8 protein-coding genes are annotated in these 14,596 nt (G+C 72.6%); 1 reads left to right on the top strand and 7 read right to left on the bottom strand.

Annotated elements, in window-relative coordinates:
- Nucleotides 1–20: 20 nt before the first annotated feature.
- From bcsA to bcsB, 7 genes are read right to left on the bottom strand one after another with little or no spacing between them, the layout of a single operon-like run.
- Nucleotides 21–2,558 (bottom strand): UDP-forming cellulose synthase catalytic subunit, encoded by a 2,538-nt coding sequence (gene bcsA / locus WS64_RS05210; RefSeq protein WP_060965909.1) that lies wholly within the window; start codon nucleotides 2,556–2,558, stop codon nucleotides 21–23.
- Nucleotides 2,555–3,334 carry a cellulose biosynthesis protein BcsQ gene (gene bcsQ / locus WS64_RS05205; protein WP_060965908.1) on the bottom strand — a complete coding sequence of 260 codons (780 nt, stop codon included), beginning with the start codon at nucleotides 3,332–3,334 and terminating at the stop codon, nucleotides 2,555–2,557. Before bcsQ ends, bcsA begins: the two co-directional genes overlap by 4 nt.
- A complete protein-coding gene (locus WS64_RS05200) occupies nucleotides 3,331–3,585 on the bottom strand; it encodes a hypothetical protein (protein WP_060965907.1) in 255 nt (84 codons plus the stop codon). Before WS64_RS05200 ends, bcsQ begins: the two co-directional genes overlap by 4 nt.
- On the bottom strand, nucleotides 3,582–5,561 hold the full coding sequence (gene bcsE / locus WS64_RS05195; protein WP_060965906.1) for a cellulose biosynthesis protein BcsE: 1,980 nt from the start codon (nucleotides 5,559–5,561) through the stop codon (nucleotides 3,582–3,584). Before bcsE ends, WS64_RS05200 begins: the two co-directional genes overlap by 4 nt.
- An 8-nt stretch (nucleotides 5,562–5,569) precedes the next feature.
- A complete protein-coding gene (locus WS64_RS05190; protein WP_060966892.1) occupies nucleotides 5,570–9,478 on the bottom strand; it encodes a cellulose synthase subunit BcsC-related outer membrane protein in 3,909 nt (1,302 codons plus the stop codon).
- Nucleotides 9,463–10,692, bottom strand: coding sequence for a cellulose synthase complex periplasmic endoglucanase BcsZ (bcsZ, locus tag WS64_RS05185; RefSeq protein ID WP_060965905.1), 1,230 nt, complete (start codon nucleotides 10,690–10,692; stop codon nucleotides 9,463–9,465). The genes WS64_RS05190 and bcsZ overlap by 16 nt, the downstream gene beginning before the upstream one ends.
- Nucleotides 10,693–10,695: 3 nt before the next feature.
- Nucleotides 10,696–13,041, bottom strand: a complete 2,346-nt coding sequence (gene bcsB / locus WS64_RS05180) for a cellulose biosynthesis cyclic di-GMP-binding regulatory protein BcsB (protein ID WP_060965904.1) — start codon at nucleotides 13,039–13,041, stop codon at nucleotides 10,696–10,698.
- A gap of 490 nt (nucleotides 13,042–13,531) precedes the next feature.
- On the opposite strand from bcsB, the gene WS64_RS05175 reads away from it, so the two are divergent.
- Nucleotides 13,532–14,554, top strand: coding sequence for a sensor domain-containing diguanylate cyclase (locus tag WS64_RS05175; RefSeq protein ID WP_060965903.1), 1,023 nt, complete (start codon nucleotides 13,532–13,534; stop codon nucleotides 14,552–14,554).
- Nucleotides 14,555–14,596: the final 42 nt, after the last annotated feature.

Raw genomic sequence — 14,596 nt, 5'->3', positions numbered from 1 at the left:
ACTCCATGATGCGCGCCGCGTCAGTCGCGCGCGCGATCGAGTTTCGGCGCGAGCATGGCCTGCACGCCGCGCGCCGCACCCTTCCACATTCGTACGTAACCGTCCAACCCGATCCGCAGCACTTCCTTGAGCCCGCCGAGCGGCGTGTCGGGCCGCGCGCCTTCGTGCCAGTCGAGCCACGCATCCGCGCGGCCGAACGTGCATTGCACGAGCTGACGCTCCTGTTCGAGCGTCAGCGCCTCGAAGCTCACGCCGACGTGGGTCGGCGTCACACGGGTCACGCGCACCGGGAACGGAAACGCGCGGTCGCCGCGCGTCACGCACACCGTCAGCGTGTCGCCGACCGCGAGCGGCAGCCCCGGCACGGCTTCAAGACCGAGGCCGCCGGTCGAGTAGTCGCTCGTGAAGCACGCGGCGGTCGAGCCATCGGCGAGCAGCAGCATCGCCGGCACGCGCATCGCGATCCGGTGCGTGACGCGCACCTGCTTCGTTTCGCGCGCGACGGCCAGCGCCGCGCCGAGCATCGCGAGGTTGTATACGGTCCAGCCGAGCGTGATCAGGATCGTCGACGCCTCGTCGCCCTGGTCGGCCACGAGCCGCCACAGTCCGGCGACGATCGCGAGCACGTTCAGCGCGAACAGCACGAGATACGGCTTCGACGTCGACCAGTCGACGTAGCCCTCGTCGATCTTGCCGCCCTTGTCGGTCACGTTGAACTTGCCGTGCTTCGGGCTGAAGAACGCGACGGTGGTCGGCAGCGCGATGTACCACGCGAGCACCGATTCGTAGACCTCGGCCCAGAACGAATGCCGGTAGCGCCCCTGCATCCGCGAGTTCGCGATGTTCGCGAGCACGAGGTACGGGATCACGTAGCTCGCGAGCGCGAGCGACGACGCGTTGATGAAATACAGGTGGAAGAACAGGTACGCGAGCGGGATCGTCAGGAATACCAGGCGCGGAATCCCGTAGAAGAAGTGCAGCATCGCGTTGCCGTAGCAGATCCGCTGGATGAAACCGAGCCCGCGCCCGAGGAACGGGTTGTCGATGCGGAAGATCTGCGCCATCCCGCGCGCCCAGCGCGTGCGCTGCTTCACGTGGCCGGCGAGGCTTTCGGTCGCGAGGCCTGCCGCCTGCACGGTCGGCAGGTACGCCGACGTATAGCCGCGCCGATGCAGCTTGAGCGCCGTGTGCGCATCCTCGGTCACGGTCTCGACCGCGACGCCGCCGACCTCCTCCAGCGCACTGCGCTTGAGCACCGCGCACGATCCGCAGAAGAACGTCGCGTTCCACAGGTCGTTGCCCGACTGCACGAGGCCGTAGAACAGGTTGCCCTCGTTCGGCACCTCGCGGAACGTGCCGAGGTTGCGCTCGAACGGATCGGGCGAGAAGAAATGGTGCGGCGTCTGCACGAGCGCGCACTTCGGGTCGCGCAGGAACACGCCCATCGTCGTCTGCAGGAACGAGCGCGTCGGCACGTGATCGCAGTCGAAGATCGCGATGTACTCGCCGTGCGTCTTCGGCAACGCGCGGTTGATGTTGCCGGCCTTCGCGTGGAGATTGTCGTCGCGCGTCAGGTAGTCGATGCCGGCCTCGGCCGCGAATGCCGCGAACTCCGGGCGCCGGCCGTCGTCGAGCAGGTACACGCGCAGCTTCGCGGCGGGCCAGTCGATGCTCTGCGCGGCGAACACGGTCGGCTTCACGACCGACAGCGGTTCGTTGTAGGTCGGGATATAGACGTCGACGCTCGGCCAGGTGTCCGGATCGTCGGGCAGCGGCACGATCGGCCGGTCGAGCGGCCACGCGGTCTGCACGAAGCCGAGCAGCAGGATCATCCACGTATAGGCTTCGGCGCCATACAGCAGGTAGCCGGCGACGGCCTCGATCGGGCTGCGGAAATCGAGCGTCTGCGTCGTGCGCCACCATACGTAACGCACGGCCGCGAGCAGCGCGAGCGACGCGAGCGCGAGGGTCGGCAGATGGCCCGGCAGGCGGCGCAGCGCGAGCGCGAGCACCGCGACGATCGCGAAGAACGCGAACTGCGCGCCGGGCATCAGCGGCGACATCCCGGCCGCGGCCCACAGCACCGCGCCGGCCACGAGCAGCAGCGGCGCGAGCCAGCGGCGCCGGCCGACGCCGTTCGCGCGCGCGTCGAGCCAGCCGCCCCAGCGCGCCCACGGCAGACGTTCGAGCATCGCGTTGATGCGCCGGCCGACCGCGCGCCCGGCCACGTAGACGGGCACCACGAACCTGTCGAACCACGCGAGCGGATCGCGCGCGGGCCGGCCGTCGGCCGCGCGCGGCGCGCGCACGATCGCGCGCCACAGCCATTCGCGCACGCTGAGCGGCTGCAGCACGCCCCAGTCGTGCGCGAGCTGCAGGAACGCGACGCGCACCCAGCGGCGCACATGATCGGGCCGCCCGGGCGGCGGCGCGTGGAAGAACAGCCGCACGAGCCAGTCCAGCCGCGTGCGTTGCGCCGGCAGCCCGATGCCGCGCGCGCACCAGTCGGCCGCTCGACGGCCGAACGCGCGCAGTCGCGACGCGAACGCGGCCTTCATCGCATGGCTCCCGCGCGGCCGGCGACGACCGCCTTCAGCCACGTATCGACCCAGTTCGCGACGCCGTTCAGGTCGTGCGACGCCTGCGAATACGGCGCGTCGTCGAAGATCCAGCTGCCGCGCGCGAGCGCTTCGGGCACGGCCGCGTCGACGTGAATGCGCTGCTCGAGCATCGACGCCGGCCCCGCGACCGCGCGCAGCATCGCCAGCGCGTCGCGCTGCATGTCGCGCGCCGGGTTCAGCCGGTTCACGACGATCCGCAGGTCGCCGCCGCCGGCCCGCAGCGCGCCGAGCCGCGCGGCCGTCGTCGCGCAGGCGACCGGCTCCGGCGGCACGACGACGAGCGTCAGGTCCGCGCACCGGATCGCCTGATCGGCCTGCGGCGACGGATAGCGGGCGGTGTCGATCAGCACGACGCCATCGGCCGGCAGCGCGATCTCGTCGAGCGCGCGCGCGAGCCACGCCGGATCGGCCACGAGCCGCGCATCGCACGCGGCCGCGCCGGCCGCGTCGACCTGCCCGTACGGCACGAACAGCACGCCGTCGGCGTTGCCCCACGTATGCGTGTGCCACGGTTCGGCGCCGCCCAGCAGGCCGTGCGCGAGACCGTGTTCGGCCAGCGTATCGAGGCCGAGCGCCGCGCCCATCAGGTTCTGTGCATCGAATTCGACGGCGACGACCGGCCGGCCGCGGCGTGCGAGCAGCACCGCGAGCGCGGCGGCGAGCGTCGTGCGGCCCGCGCCGCCCGTCGTCGACGTGAGGGCGATCGTCTTCATCGTGCCGCCTTGCTGTCGCGCTTGCCGCACTGGTCGCCTTCATTGCCTTCATCGCCTTCGTCGCCGCCCGCGCCCGGCAGCAGGCGGCCGCGCAGCGCGACGGGCACGAGTTCGCACGGCACCGCGTCGCGCCGGTCGATGCCGCGCGGTGCATGAAAGCCGCGGCCGATGCCGAGGTGCTGCGCGACGATCCACACCGGCACCGCGATCACGATACCGACGATGAAGCCGATGACGAGTTCGGCGATCATGCGTCCTCCTGCTTGCGCAGCGGCATCGCGCTGCGAATGGCGCCGCGCGCACGCACGGCGGGAATGACGGGGTCCGGCGCCGCGGCGGCGTCGGCAGCCGGCGCGGACGCCTGCGGCACGCCGATCGCGTCGAGCGCGACGACGGTATCGATCGCATCGATCGCGTCGATCGCGTCGCTCACCTCGCTCGCGTCGGGCAATGCCGCGCCGGGCGCGACGGGCGTGGCCGCTGCGCGCGCGGCGCCCGGCGGCCGCGCCGCCGCGAACAGGTCGCTGTAATCGGCGATCGGCGCGCGCCGGTTCTCGGCCTTCAGCGCGTCGAGCTCGGTGTCGATGCTGCCCTGCCCCAGGCACACGACGCGATCGGACAGCGTATCGACCGGCACGTCGAAGATCCGCGCGAGCGCGTCTTCGGCATCAACCGGCTCGCACGCGAACAGGAACACGAACAGGTGCCCGGCATCGGCCGTCACGACGTCGCCCGCGCGACGCGGCCGGCAATGCCGCAACGCGTCGACGTGCGACACGCCCGGCAGCAGCGTGAGCTTCGCGAGCGTATGCGGCAGCGCGAGCACCGCGCCGCGATCGAGCACCGCGCGAATCCGCTGGCAGAACGCGCCGACCGGCAGGTAGCCGAGCACCGAATCGCCGAGCGCGGCCGCGAGCGCCGCGCGATAGTCGGCCGCGACGGGCCGCGCGTAGAGCTGGCCGTGCAGCGCGTGCACGGCGGCCTGCATCCGCGACACGGGCAGGTCGCGCGCGACGACGCGGTTCGCGCCGACGCTCAGCACGAGCATCTCGAACTGCTGGCGCAGCACCTCGCCGCGCTCGACGACCGCGATCTTCAGCGCGCCGCCGCACTGCCGGCGCAACGTGTGCACGTCCGCGCACAGCGCTTCGAGCTGCGCATGCGAGCGGAACACCAGCACCGCGGTCGCGGCCTGCGCGTTCGCGCACGCGGCGACGACGGCCGCGTTGTCGTCGACGATCTCCCAGCCGTCCGGCACGCGGCTCGCGCCGTCGAGCACCGCGCGGCTGACCACCACGCGATCCTCGTCGCTCGCGAGCTTCATCCGGTGCGCCGGTTCGGTCGGGCCGCCATCGACGCTGGCGGTCAACCGGCCGCCGGGCGCGAAACGCAGCGGCCGCACCTCGCCGGCCGCGAGCGTGTCGCCCGCGCGCCAGAAATCGACGACCCACAGCAATTCGCCGTGCGTGCGCTGCAACTGCGCGACACCCGAGCAGATTCCGTGGAAGGCGCTGCGCGGCGCGCGCTGCGCATCGCGCACGAGCGGCGCATCGTCGGCACGCGTGTCGCCGCCTGCCCGGGCGGCTTCCGGGTCGAGCAGCAGCACGAGCGCGATCCGGCGGGTGCGGCACCAGCCGGCTAGCGCGTGCGCTTCCTCCGCGAGCGCGACCGGATCGTCCCAGCTGAACCAGCGCTGCGCGCCTTCGACGAAATACAGCGACCGGGCATGCAGCCCGTAGCGCTTCATCGCGCGCAAACCTCCCGTCAGCCGCGCGAACGGGCCGGGCGCCGCGCGGCCCGACGCGCTGCCGGCCACGCCGGCATCGGCGCCGGCGTCGGCCGGCTCGGCCGCCGGCGGCATCGCCAGCACGTTCAGGTTGCGCGGCCAGCCGGCCGGCTGCGCGCCGTCCGCGAAGCCGAGCGACGCCATCTGCGCGGCGACGCTCGACGGATCGCGCGCCAGCACGATCGTGACGTCGCGTGTGCGCGCCTGCCGCGCGCTTTCCCACACGAGCGCGTCGCACCCCGGCGTGCCGCCGGCCGCGTAGATCGCGTAAAGGCCGCCGGCGTCCAGTTGCGTCCAGGCGTCGGGCAGGCCGTCGATCGCGAGCCGGCTCGATGCGCCGGCACGGCCGCCCGCCGGCCCCATGCGCAACAGCGCGCGCACGCGATCGACCAGGCCAGTGGCGCCGGGCGCGAGGCGGGTAGCATCGAATTCCGTAGTCACGCGTTCCCCTAGTAATCCGAATAAAGCCGCACGGGCGTGGGTGTCACGAGCCAGCTGCGCGGCGCGCGCGCATCGAACGCATAGCGCAGGTAGACGAGCGCCGAGCTCGGCGCATAGTCGTGCGACCGGTCGATGTGCAACTGCGCGCCGACGCTCAGGTGCGGGTTCACGCGATACTCGACGATGCCGTTCACGCCGTACGAGAACGACACGCCGCGCGTCGAACTGCCCGCGTACACGAACCCGGCCGCCACCTGCGCGGCCCGCTGTCCGGAGAGCGTCGGGTAATACAGCGAATCCTTCTCGTAGCTGTTCGAGATCCCGCCCGTGACGGTCAGGTCCCACGACAGCGCATCGTGCCGCCCCGCCCATTCGATCGGCACGCCGAGCGACAGGTAGCGCTGCGGGCTGTAGTAACCGCCCTGCCCGTACGTGTAGTAACGCAGGTTCTGCGCGTAGTGCCACGCATTGCCGACGAGCCCGGTGCTGACCTTCATCGTCGCGCGCTCGTACACGGGCACCGTGAAGCCGGTGCGCAGCGTGACTTCCGCATTGCGTTCGACGTTGCGGCCGGACAGCACGCCCGCGCCGAGTTCCGCGAACAGGTTCGTGCGGCCGACGTCGACCGACGCGCGCAGGTTCACGCCGTCGCGGCGCACGCCGCCCCACACCGCGCCCGTCCACGGGTCGCGCATCCCCGCGTACGACAGCACGCTGCTCGTTTCCGGCCGGCGCGACGCATTCACGGAGAAGCTCGCGGGGCCGGCGTCGAAGCGATAACGCACGCCGCCGACCAGGTAATGCACCGGAAAGCCGAGCGGCGACGTGCCGAGATCGAAGCGCCATGCATCGGACAGGTAACCGGCGCCGAGCGCGACGCCCGTCACCGACTGGTGCAGCGAGCCCGACGGATTCGCGAGCAGCGCGGCGGCCTGCGGATTCGGCTGGAATGGCGGCGGCAGCCCGTTCGGCCCCCGGAGCCCCGCGTACGTGCCGAACGTCTTCAGCGAATACGCGTTCGGGTCGCTCGTATCGAGCGTGCCCGGGTCGAGATGCACGGTGTCGATCTGCGCGAATACGTGCCCGTCGTAGCGGACCGGCATCTGCATGTAGATCGGCACCTGCTGCGCGCGATACGACGAGATGCCTTCGTCGCCCGATTTGTACGCGGGTATCCAGCCGGTCTCGATCTCGGGATTGCGCCGCTGCGCCAGCTCCGCGAACGCGGCCTGCGCGGGTGTCAGCCCGTCGCGGCCCGGGCCTACCCCCGTCGCGCGCTCCTGCGACTGCGACAGCCGGTACAGCGACGCCGCGTCGTCGTAGCGGCCCTGCGCCTCGGCCACGCGGCCGGCCGCGACCGTCACGTCGGCGCGCGCCGGATACGCGGCCTGCAGCCGCCCGGTCACCTGCGCGGCTTCGTCCGGCCGGCGCAGCGCGTTCAGGCGGCGCACGGCCGACAACTGCGTGTCGACGTCGTCGTCCGGCGTGCGCGCCAGCACCGCCTGCACGCGCTCGCGGGCGGCCGCACGGTTGCCGCTGTCCTCGTCGATCCGGGCGAGCGCGAGTTGCGTATCGGCGTCGTCGGGCGTGCGCGCCACGACCGGCGCGAGCGCCTCGCGCGCCGCGTCGTAATGCCCCTGCGCGCGTTCGAGATCGGCGAGTTCGAGCGCATGGCGCTTGTCCGCGCGGCCGGCCGGGCTCGCGCGATCGAGCAGCGTGCGCGCCTGCGCATAATCCTGTCGCGCGATCGCGTCGTCGGTCTGCCGCAGCACGAGCCGCAGCGACTGGTCCTCCAGTCGCGCCGTCTGCGCGGGCGTCAGCGCCGGGTCGCGGCGCAGCGTGTCGAGCCACGCGGCGAGCGCGTCGTCGCGCCCCGCGCGGCCGAGCAGGTCACCGTAGCGCAGGCGCACGTCCGCATCGGCTTCGCGCGGATGCGCGGCGATCCAGTCGTGGAGCGGCGCGAGGCCGCGCTCGGGTTCGCCCGCGTCGATCCACTGCGCGCCGATCGCGGCGAGCATGTCGGGATCGTCCGGCGCGCTCGCCTGCGCGTGCGCGAGCGTGGCGGCGAATGCCGCGCGGTCGCCGCGTGCATGCGCGCCGCGCGCGTCGGCGAGCGCATTTTCGGCATCGAGCTTGCGCGCGAGCGCACGCATCCCGTCCGAACGGTGCGCATCGTCGACCGGCGCCAGTGCGGCCTGCGCGCCCGCGACATCGTCGAGCGAGTTGCGGTACAGCGCGTTCGCGTAGCGCATCTCGGGGGTATCGCTCAGCGCGAGCCCGTCGTCCATCACCGTGCGGCCGAGCTGCGGCAGCCCCATGTCGCGATAGAGGCGCGCGAGCGCGAAGCGCGTCCACGGCGCGTCGGGCGTCGCGCGCACGGCCGCCTCGTAGCGTTGCGCGGCCGGCCCGCGTGCCCCCTTGTCGGCCAGCGCGCGCGCTTCCTTCGCGAGCAGGTCGCCGCGCAGGCCGTCGAGCGCGCGCCGATCGTCGGCGCCCGTCACGCGCCCTTGCAGCGCGTCGAGCAACGGGCCGATCCGGTCCGCGCGGCCGGTGTTTTCATACAGCGTGGCCGTGTCGCGCACGGCCGACACGCTCGGCGAGCGCGCGGCGAGCAAACCGCGCAGCAATGGCTCCGCCTGCGCCCAGTCGCGCTGCGCGAGCAGCGCATCGGCAAGCTGAAGCTTCGCGTCCGGGTTGTCCGGCTGCATCGCGAGCGCCGCGCGCGCGGCGCGCTCGGCATCGCGCGGGCGGCCCGCACTGGCCGCCTCGCGGCCCTGGGCGAGCAGCCCCCAGAATTGCGCGGTGCGCGCGAGGCCTTGCCATTTGCCGCGCTGGTCGGTCGCACGCGTCGCGGCCCGTGCGAACAGCGCGCGCGCTTCGTCATGCCGGCCTTCGCGCAGGCGCAGCAGGCCGAGCCCGCCCAGCGCATCGGCGTCGTCCGCCCGCGCCCGCGCGGCGCGCGCGAGCAGCGGGTCGGCGGCGGCCAGGTCGCCGCGCGCCAGCGCCTGCAGCCCGCGCTGCTGCGCGATGTAGTCGGGATCGCGCTCGAGCCGGCGCTGCGCATCGCGCTGCCGATCGAGGCCGGCCGCGCGATCGCGGAATTCCGTATCGTCCGGCGCGAGCGCGAGATATGCGTGCAGCGCATCGAGATACGCGGGATCGCTGCCGGCCGACTGCAGCACGCGCCGCCACAGCGCCATCGCTTCCGTATGGTCCGCGTCGGCGCGCGTCGCGAGCGACGACGCGATCCGGTTCGCTTCCGCGCGCGTGTCGTCGCGCTGGTTCAACAGCCGCGCGAGCGCGATCGACGCGCTCGTGTCGCGCGGATCGGCGGCGATCGCGCGGCGCAGCGCGGCGATCGCCGGCTCGCGCCCGCCCGGCGCATTCGACACGATCTGGTAATACTCGGCGCCGAGCGCACCCGACGGCGCGCCGTTCGGAAACAGCGCGACGATCCGCCGGGCGGCCTCGTCGGCGCGGCCGCTGCGCGCGAGCAGCCGGATCTGCGCCATCTCGCCGCGCGCGCTCGTCGCGACGCGGTATTCGTCGGCCACCCGCCGCGTGGCCGGCGCATTCGGCGACTGCGCCTGCAGCCGCGCCAGCGACGCCTGCGCACCTTTCGCGTCGCCGAGCCGCAGCAGCACGCGCACCTGTTCGGCCAGCAGCTCGGTGTCTCCCGGCGCGATCAGCAGGCCCTTGCGCAACGCATCGCGCGCGAGATCGTCGCGATGCTTGATGCCCCACATCCGCGCGGTGTCGAGCTCGCGCCGCGCATCGGCCGCAGCCGAGGTCGACGGAACCGCGGCGATCGCCGCCGCGGCGCCCGAAGCGGCGCCCGGCGCCGCCGCGCACACCGACGACGCGAGCCACGCGAATCCCGCGACGTGCGGCGCGGCGCGCTTCAACGGGCGGCGCACGAACGGCCTCCCCAACGGGTGTCGAGCGTGCCGTCCGCTTCGAACCGGTAGCGGCCGTCCCGCCAGCCGAGCCCGAACAGCGTCAGCACGCTGGAGTAATAGCCGGGCGCCGACTGGCGCGCGAGCGTCTCGACGCGCGCCGCCTGCGCATCCGCGAGCGCGTGCTGGCCGCGCGCGTCGAGGAACGGCACGGCCGCCGCGGAGAAGCCGCCGTTGCCGTCGTTCGGGCCCGCGACGCCCGTCGTCGTATCGACCTTCTCCGGCGGCGCGCCATGCGCGGCGATATGGTCGGCAAACGGCGCGAACTTCGCGAGCAGCGGCGCGGCGAGCGGATCGGCGCGGTCAAGCATGCCGGCCCACAGGTACACGCGAATCGCGTTGTACGCGCTCTCCGCGTGCGTATCCGGATCGGGCCCGAACCCCTTGCCCGCGCGATACAGCGCCCAGTCGGGCGAGAAGCCCTTCGGCGCGGTGTCGAGCAGCACGCGAGCGGTGCTGGATGCGAGCGCGGCCCAGCGCCGGTCGTCGGGCAGCCGCGCCGCGAGCGCGCGAATCACCTGCGGCGGCGAATAGCTCGGATTCACGCGCCATTGGCCGTTGGCCAGCTTGAACCCGGTCGGCCCGGGCAGCAGCGTGAGGCCAAGGCCCGGCACGGTCGCCGTCTCGTCGTCGAGCACGCGTTTCGCGAGCAGCGCGCCGCGCGCCGTATAGCTGCGCTCGTGCCACAGCCGCCCGGCCTCGACGAGCGCATAGGCGATCCACAGGTCGGCGTCCGACGCCGCGTTCGCGTCGAGCACGCGCCATGCGCCGTCGGGCGCGCGGCCCCACAGCCACGCCGGCAAGCGTGCGCTCAGGTCGCCCTGCGCGAGATTGTTCTCGGTCCACGCGAGGATCGTGTCGAACATGCGCCGGTCGTTCGCGACCAGCGCGAAGAACAGCCCATACGCCTGCCCCTCCGATACCGTGCGGGAATCGGCCGAGCCGACGTCGATCACGCGGCCGTCGGCCGAGATGAAATCGCGCTTGAACGCGTCCCAGCGCGGCCACGCGGCGCTGCATCCCGCGGCGGCGGCATCGGCTGCACTGGCCGGCGCGGCCCGCGCGTGCATGGCCATGCCGGCCGCCGCGCACGTCACCGCCACCGCCAGCGCGAGCGTCGCGCCGACACGCCGCGCCGGCTGCGTCGCCCGTCGCTTCGTCATTGCCCGCGCCATCCGTTACATCCCCCGTCGACGCGCGGCGATTCGTTGCAGCACGCTGAACACGCCGAGCGCGAGCAGCAGCCCCGCGACGACGCCCACCGCGCCGAGCACGACCGGATGCCGCGCCGCCTCCGTCCACACGCGCGCATACCACGGCACGAAGCCGACCACGTAAGGCTCGCCGACCCGCAGGCTGTCGACCTGCCCCGGCCGCACCAGCGCGAGGTCGCCCTGCAGTTGCGACACGAGCCCGGCGTTCTCGAACACGTCGAGCAGATCGCCGAGGCGCGGCTGGTCGGTCGCCGTCAGCGCGACGACGCTGCGGCCGCGGCTGCCCGGCAGCTCGAAACCGGCGAGCGCGGCGAGCGGGCCCGTCTGTTCGATGTGCGCGCCGCCGTCGGCGACGCCCACGCCGTTGCGCCAGCGCTCCTTCACCGTGAACGCGACGCGTGTCGCGCCGCCGCCGCCCGCGCCGCCCGCGCCGCCCGGCTCGCCGATCGCGAGCGGCAGCGACGCACGCCAGTTCGCGAGCAGCGGCGACGCCGGGGAGCCGTCGATCACGAGCACATCCTTGTGCCCGGACAGCGCGGCGACGTCGCCGGGCCGCGCGACCTGCACGCGCAGCGCCGGGAAGCCGGTCCATTCCCCCATGTGGCCGAGCATCGTCAGGTACGCCTCGAGCTCCTGCGGCGAGGGCCGCTCGGGCAGCACGACGGCCGTCTGCGACAGGTCCGCGAAGCGCGTGAACGGAAAGCCGCTGTTCGCGAAGAACGCGAGGTTCGGCAATTGCGCGTAATGGACGAAATGCGAGAAGTCGATCGTCGAATCCGGATCGATCGCCGCGCGCTGCGGCTCGGTGGCCGTGCTCGAGCACAGGCCCGTCTTCTGCGAATCGAGCGTGAAGCGGAATTGCAGCTGGTTGCCGCTGCCGACGCGAAACGCGGGAATGTCGACGTCGCTCGTCACGCGCCCTTCCGGCACCGACAGCAGCGGCAATTGCATGCGCCCGTGCGCGTCCTCCGCGTGGGCCGGCCCGAGCCGGTACGACTTCACGAGCTGGTCGTTGATCTCGACGGCGAGCGTCGAATTGTCCTGCACGGTCGGCGCCGTGTAGCGGTAGCGCAGCGTGATCGGCACGCCCGCGCCGTTCCACGAATGCAGATCGGCCGGCACGCGCAGGTTCAGCCGGATCGCGTCGGGCGTCGTGCCGCGCACTTCGAGCTGGCGCGGGTCGTTCACGAGTTCGCGGAACGCGATCGGCCGGTTCACCGGCAGCCAGCGCGGCGCGTCGTACGGCTTGCGCGGCGCGCCGAGATCGACGTGCGCGACCGTCGCGGCCGGCCCGGACAGCGCCGCGCGGCCGAGCACGAGCGTCGCGACCGCGTCGTCGACCTCGGCCGCCGTGCGGCCCGTGACGATCAGCAGCTTGCGCCCCGGCGCGGCCGGATTGTCGGCGACCGCGAGCAGCGGACCGTTGATGGGGGGCAGCGCGGGACCGGCCGGCAGCGTCGCGGCCGTGCCGACCACGACGGCCTGGTCGTCGGCCGGCAGCGCGGCCGATACCGGGAAGCGCGCATGCCGGTAGTCGGCCAGCGCGCCGAACCACGACGCGAGCACGCCCGCGCTGCGCAGCGTCGCCGAATCGGGCGTGGCCGGCAGCACGAACGGCAGCCGCAGGCGGCCGTTGTCGCGCCGGTCGAAGAACGGCGCGGGCAGCAGCGCGAGATCGTTCGGCAGGCGCACCGGCGATTCGTCGAGGATCAGCTCGCTCGTCGGGCTCACGTCGGCCCACAGCGCCGAGTTCGCCGGATCCTCGCAATGGTCGAGCGTGTAGTGCGCGATCAGGCGCAGGCCGATCTGGTTGAAATCGGAAAAGTAGCGCGGATCGATCGGGATCTCCTGCGTGACCGTGCGCCCGGCGCGCGCCGCATCGAACGGAACGGTCGCGATCACCTCGCCGTTCACCGACACCTTCAGGTGCGACAGCGGAAAGACCAGCGACGGCGAATACGCGTAGGTCAGGCGCAATCGCGCGCCCGTGATCACGCGGTCGAGCCGCACGCCGGCGTTGATCGTGCGCGCGTCGTCGGCGCCGCGCAGGCGCAGCGGATCGAACGCGCCGAGCGACGCGAACGGCATGCGCACGGTCGTGGCCGGCAGGCCGGCGGCCGGCGCGCTGGCCGCCGTCGGCGCGGTAGCGGGCGTCGCGGCCGGCGCTGCATCGGTCGCCGCCGCGCGATCGGCAGCGGACGTCGAAGCGACGGCCGGCACCGCCGGCATCGGCGCGGCCGACAGCGCAGCCGCGTGGAAAGCCCCGGTCATCGCGGCCGCGAGGACGAACAGCGACACGGCCGGCCTCATGCGCCGCTCTCCATCGTCACGATCGTCCGGTCCATCCGCGCGTCGAAACGGACGCGCACAAAGCAGCTATGCCCGTGAGTGCACATCCCCTCTGCTTCCTCTCATCTATATGACCTGATTGCATTTGTCGGTACGACGCGGCGGATGCTTCAGCGGCCGGTTCGTCGCGTTGCGGCGCGCCTGGCACCGGCGCCCGCTCATTCGTCACACTATCTCAAAAATAGAACAAAACTTACCGTGATTCGCGACTGTGAAGCGAAAAAACCTCAATTCGGTCGGAAATGCCGCGCGGGAAGAGGGAATGGCAAGAATTGCGCCGTTGCCAGCGGGACGGCTGGAACGGCATACTGCCGGCGCGATACGGCTGGCCGGGGGCCGGGCACCGGCCGCGGTCCGTGGCGGACCGCCCCGCCACGCGCGCTGCCGCAGGCGGCGCGTATGCTACCGCAAGTACGTGTCGCGCGACGTACTTTCTTCATGGAAAACTGACTTGAATCAAACCGCCGACTCCGCCACCCCGTCCGCCGACACGTTGCTGCGCATCATCGCGGCACAAGCCGAAATCGCGAAACTCGGCATGGACCTCGGCAGCGTGATCGCGTACGTGGCCGAACAGATGCCGAAGCTCACCGGCGCGAGCGCCGCCGCGGTCGAATTCGCCGAAGGCGACGACATGGTGTACCGCGCCGCGTCGGGCACGGCGGCCGGCATGCTCGGCCTGCGGTTGCGACGCTCGGGCAGCCTGTCGGGGCTGTGCGTGCAGCAAGGCGAGTTGCTGCACTGCATCGATTCCGAAACCGACCCGCGCGTCGATCGCGATGCGTGCCGCCGGGTCGGCCTGCGCTCGATGCTCGTGATGCCGCTCGCGCATGCCGACACGACGGTCGGCGTGCTGAAGGTGATGTCGCCGGACGTCGACGGCTTCTCGCCGGCCGACTCGGCCACCCTGCGGCTGATGGCCGACCTGATCGCCGCCGCGATGTTCCACGCGGCGCGCAACGAAGCGAACGAGCTCTACCTGCGCGCGACCCACGACGCGCTCACGGGCCTGCCGAACCGCGCGCTGTTCTACGACCGCCTGCGCCAGTCGATGCACTCGGCGCTACGCGCAAGTGGCCGGCTCGGCATTCTCAACATCGACATGGACGGGCTGAAGCCGATCAACGACGGGTTCGGCCACCGCGCGGGCGACGCCGCGCTGCGCGAGGTCGCCACGCGGATGCAAGCCGCGGTGCGGCGCTCGGATACGGTCGCGCGCATCGGCGGCGACGAATTCGCGGTGATCCTGCCGAATATCGGCACACGCGACGATGCCCATGCGCAAAGCACGCGGCTCGCGCGGCGGGTGGGCGAGCCGTTCGAATTCGACGGGCATGCGCTGCAGCTCGGCGTCAGCGTCGGCATCGCGGTGCTGCCGGACGACGGCACCGACATGAATGCGCTGATCGAGCACGCGGACCACGCGATGTACGCGGCCAAGCGCACGCGATCGCGGCGCTCCGCGCAAGCATGACGCCTCGCATGCGCCGGACGGGCCGTTCCCGCCGATAGCGCG

It is taken from the genome of Burkholderia anthina, assembly GCF_001547525.1.
GTDB classification, from domain to species: Bacteria; Pseudomonadota; Gammaproteobacteria; order Burkholderiales; family Burkholderiaceae; genus Burkholderia; species Burkholderia semiarida.
This window is presented reverse-complemented; position numbering and strand designations above follow the sequence as displayed.

Excerpts from the sequence above, each read along its gene's own strand:
- bcsA (WP_060965909.1), bottom strand. The coding sequence starts at position 2,558 with ATGAAGGCCGCGTTCGCGTCGCGACTGCGCGCGTTCGGCCGTCGAGCG.
- bcsB (WP_060965904.1), bottom strand. The coding sequence starts at position 13,041 with ATGAGGCCGGCCGTGTCGCTGTTCGTCCTCGCGGCCGCGATGACCGGG.
- WS64_RS05200 (WP_060965907.1), bottom strand. The coding sequence starts at position 3,585 with ATGATCGCCGAACTCGTCATCGGCTTCATCGTCGGTATCGTGATCGCG.
- bcsZ (WP_060965905.1), bottom strand. The coding sequence starts at position 10,692 with ATGGCGCGGGCAATGACGAAGCGACGGGCGACGCAGCCGGCGCGGCGT.
- bcsQ (WP_060965908.1), bottom strand. The coding sequence starts at position 3,334 with ATGAAGACGATCGCCCTCACGTCGACGACGGGCGGCGCGGGCCGCACG.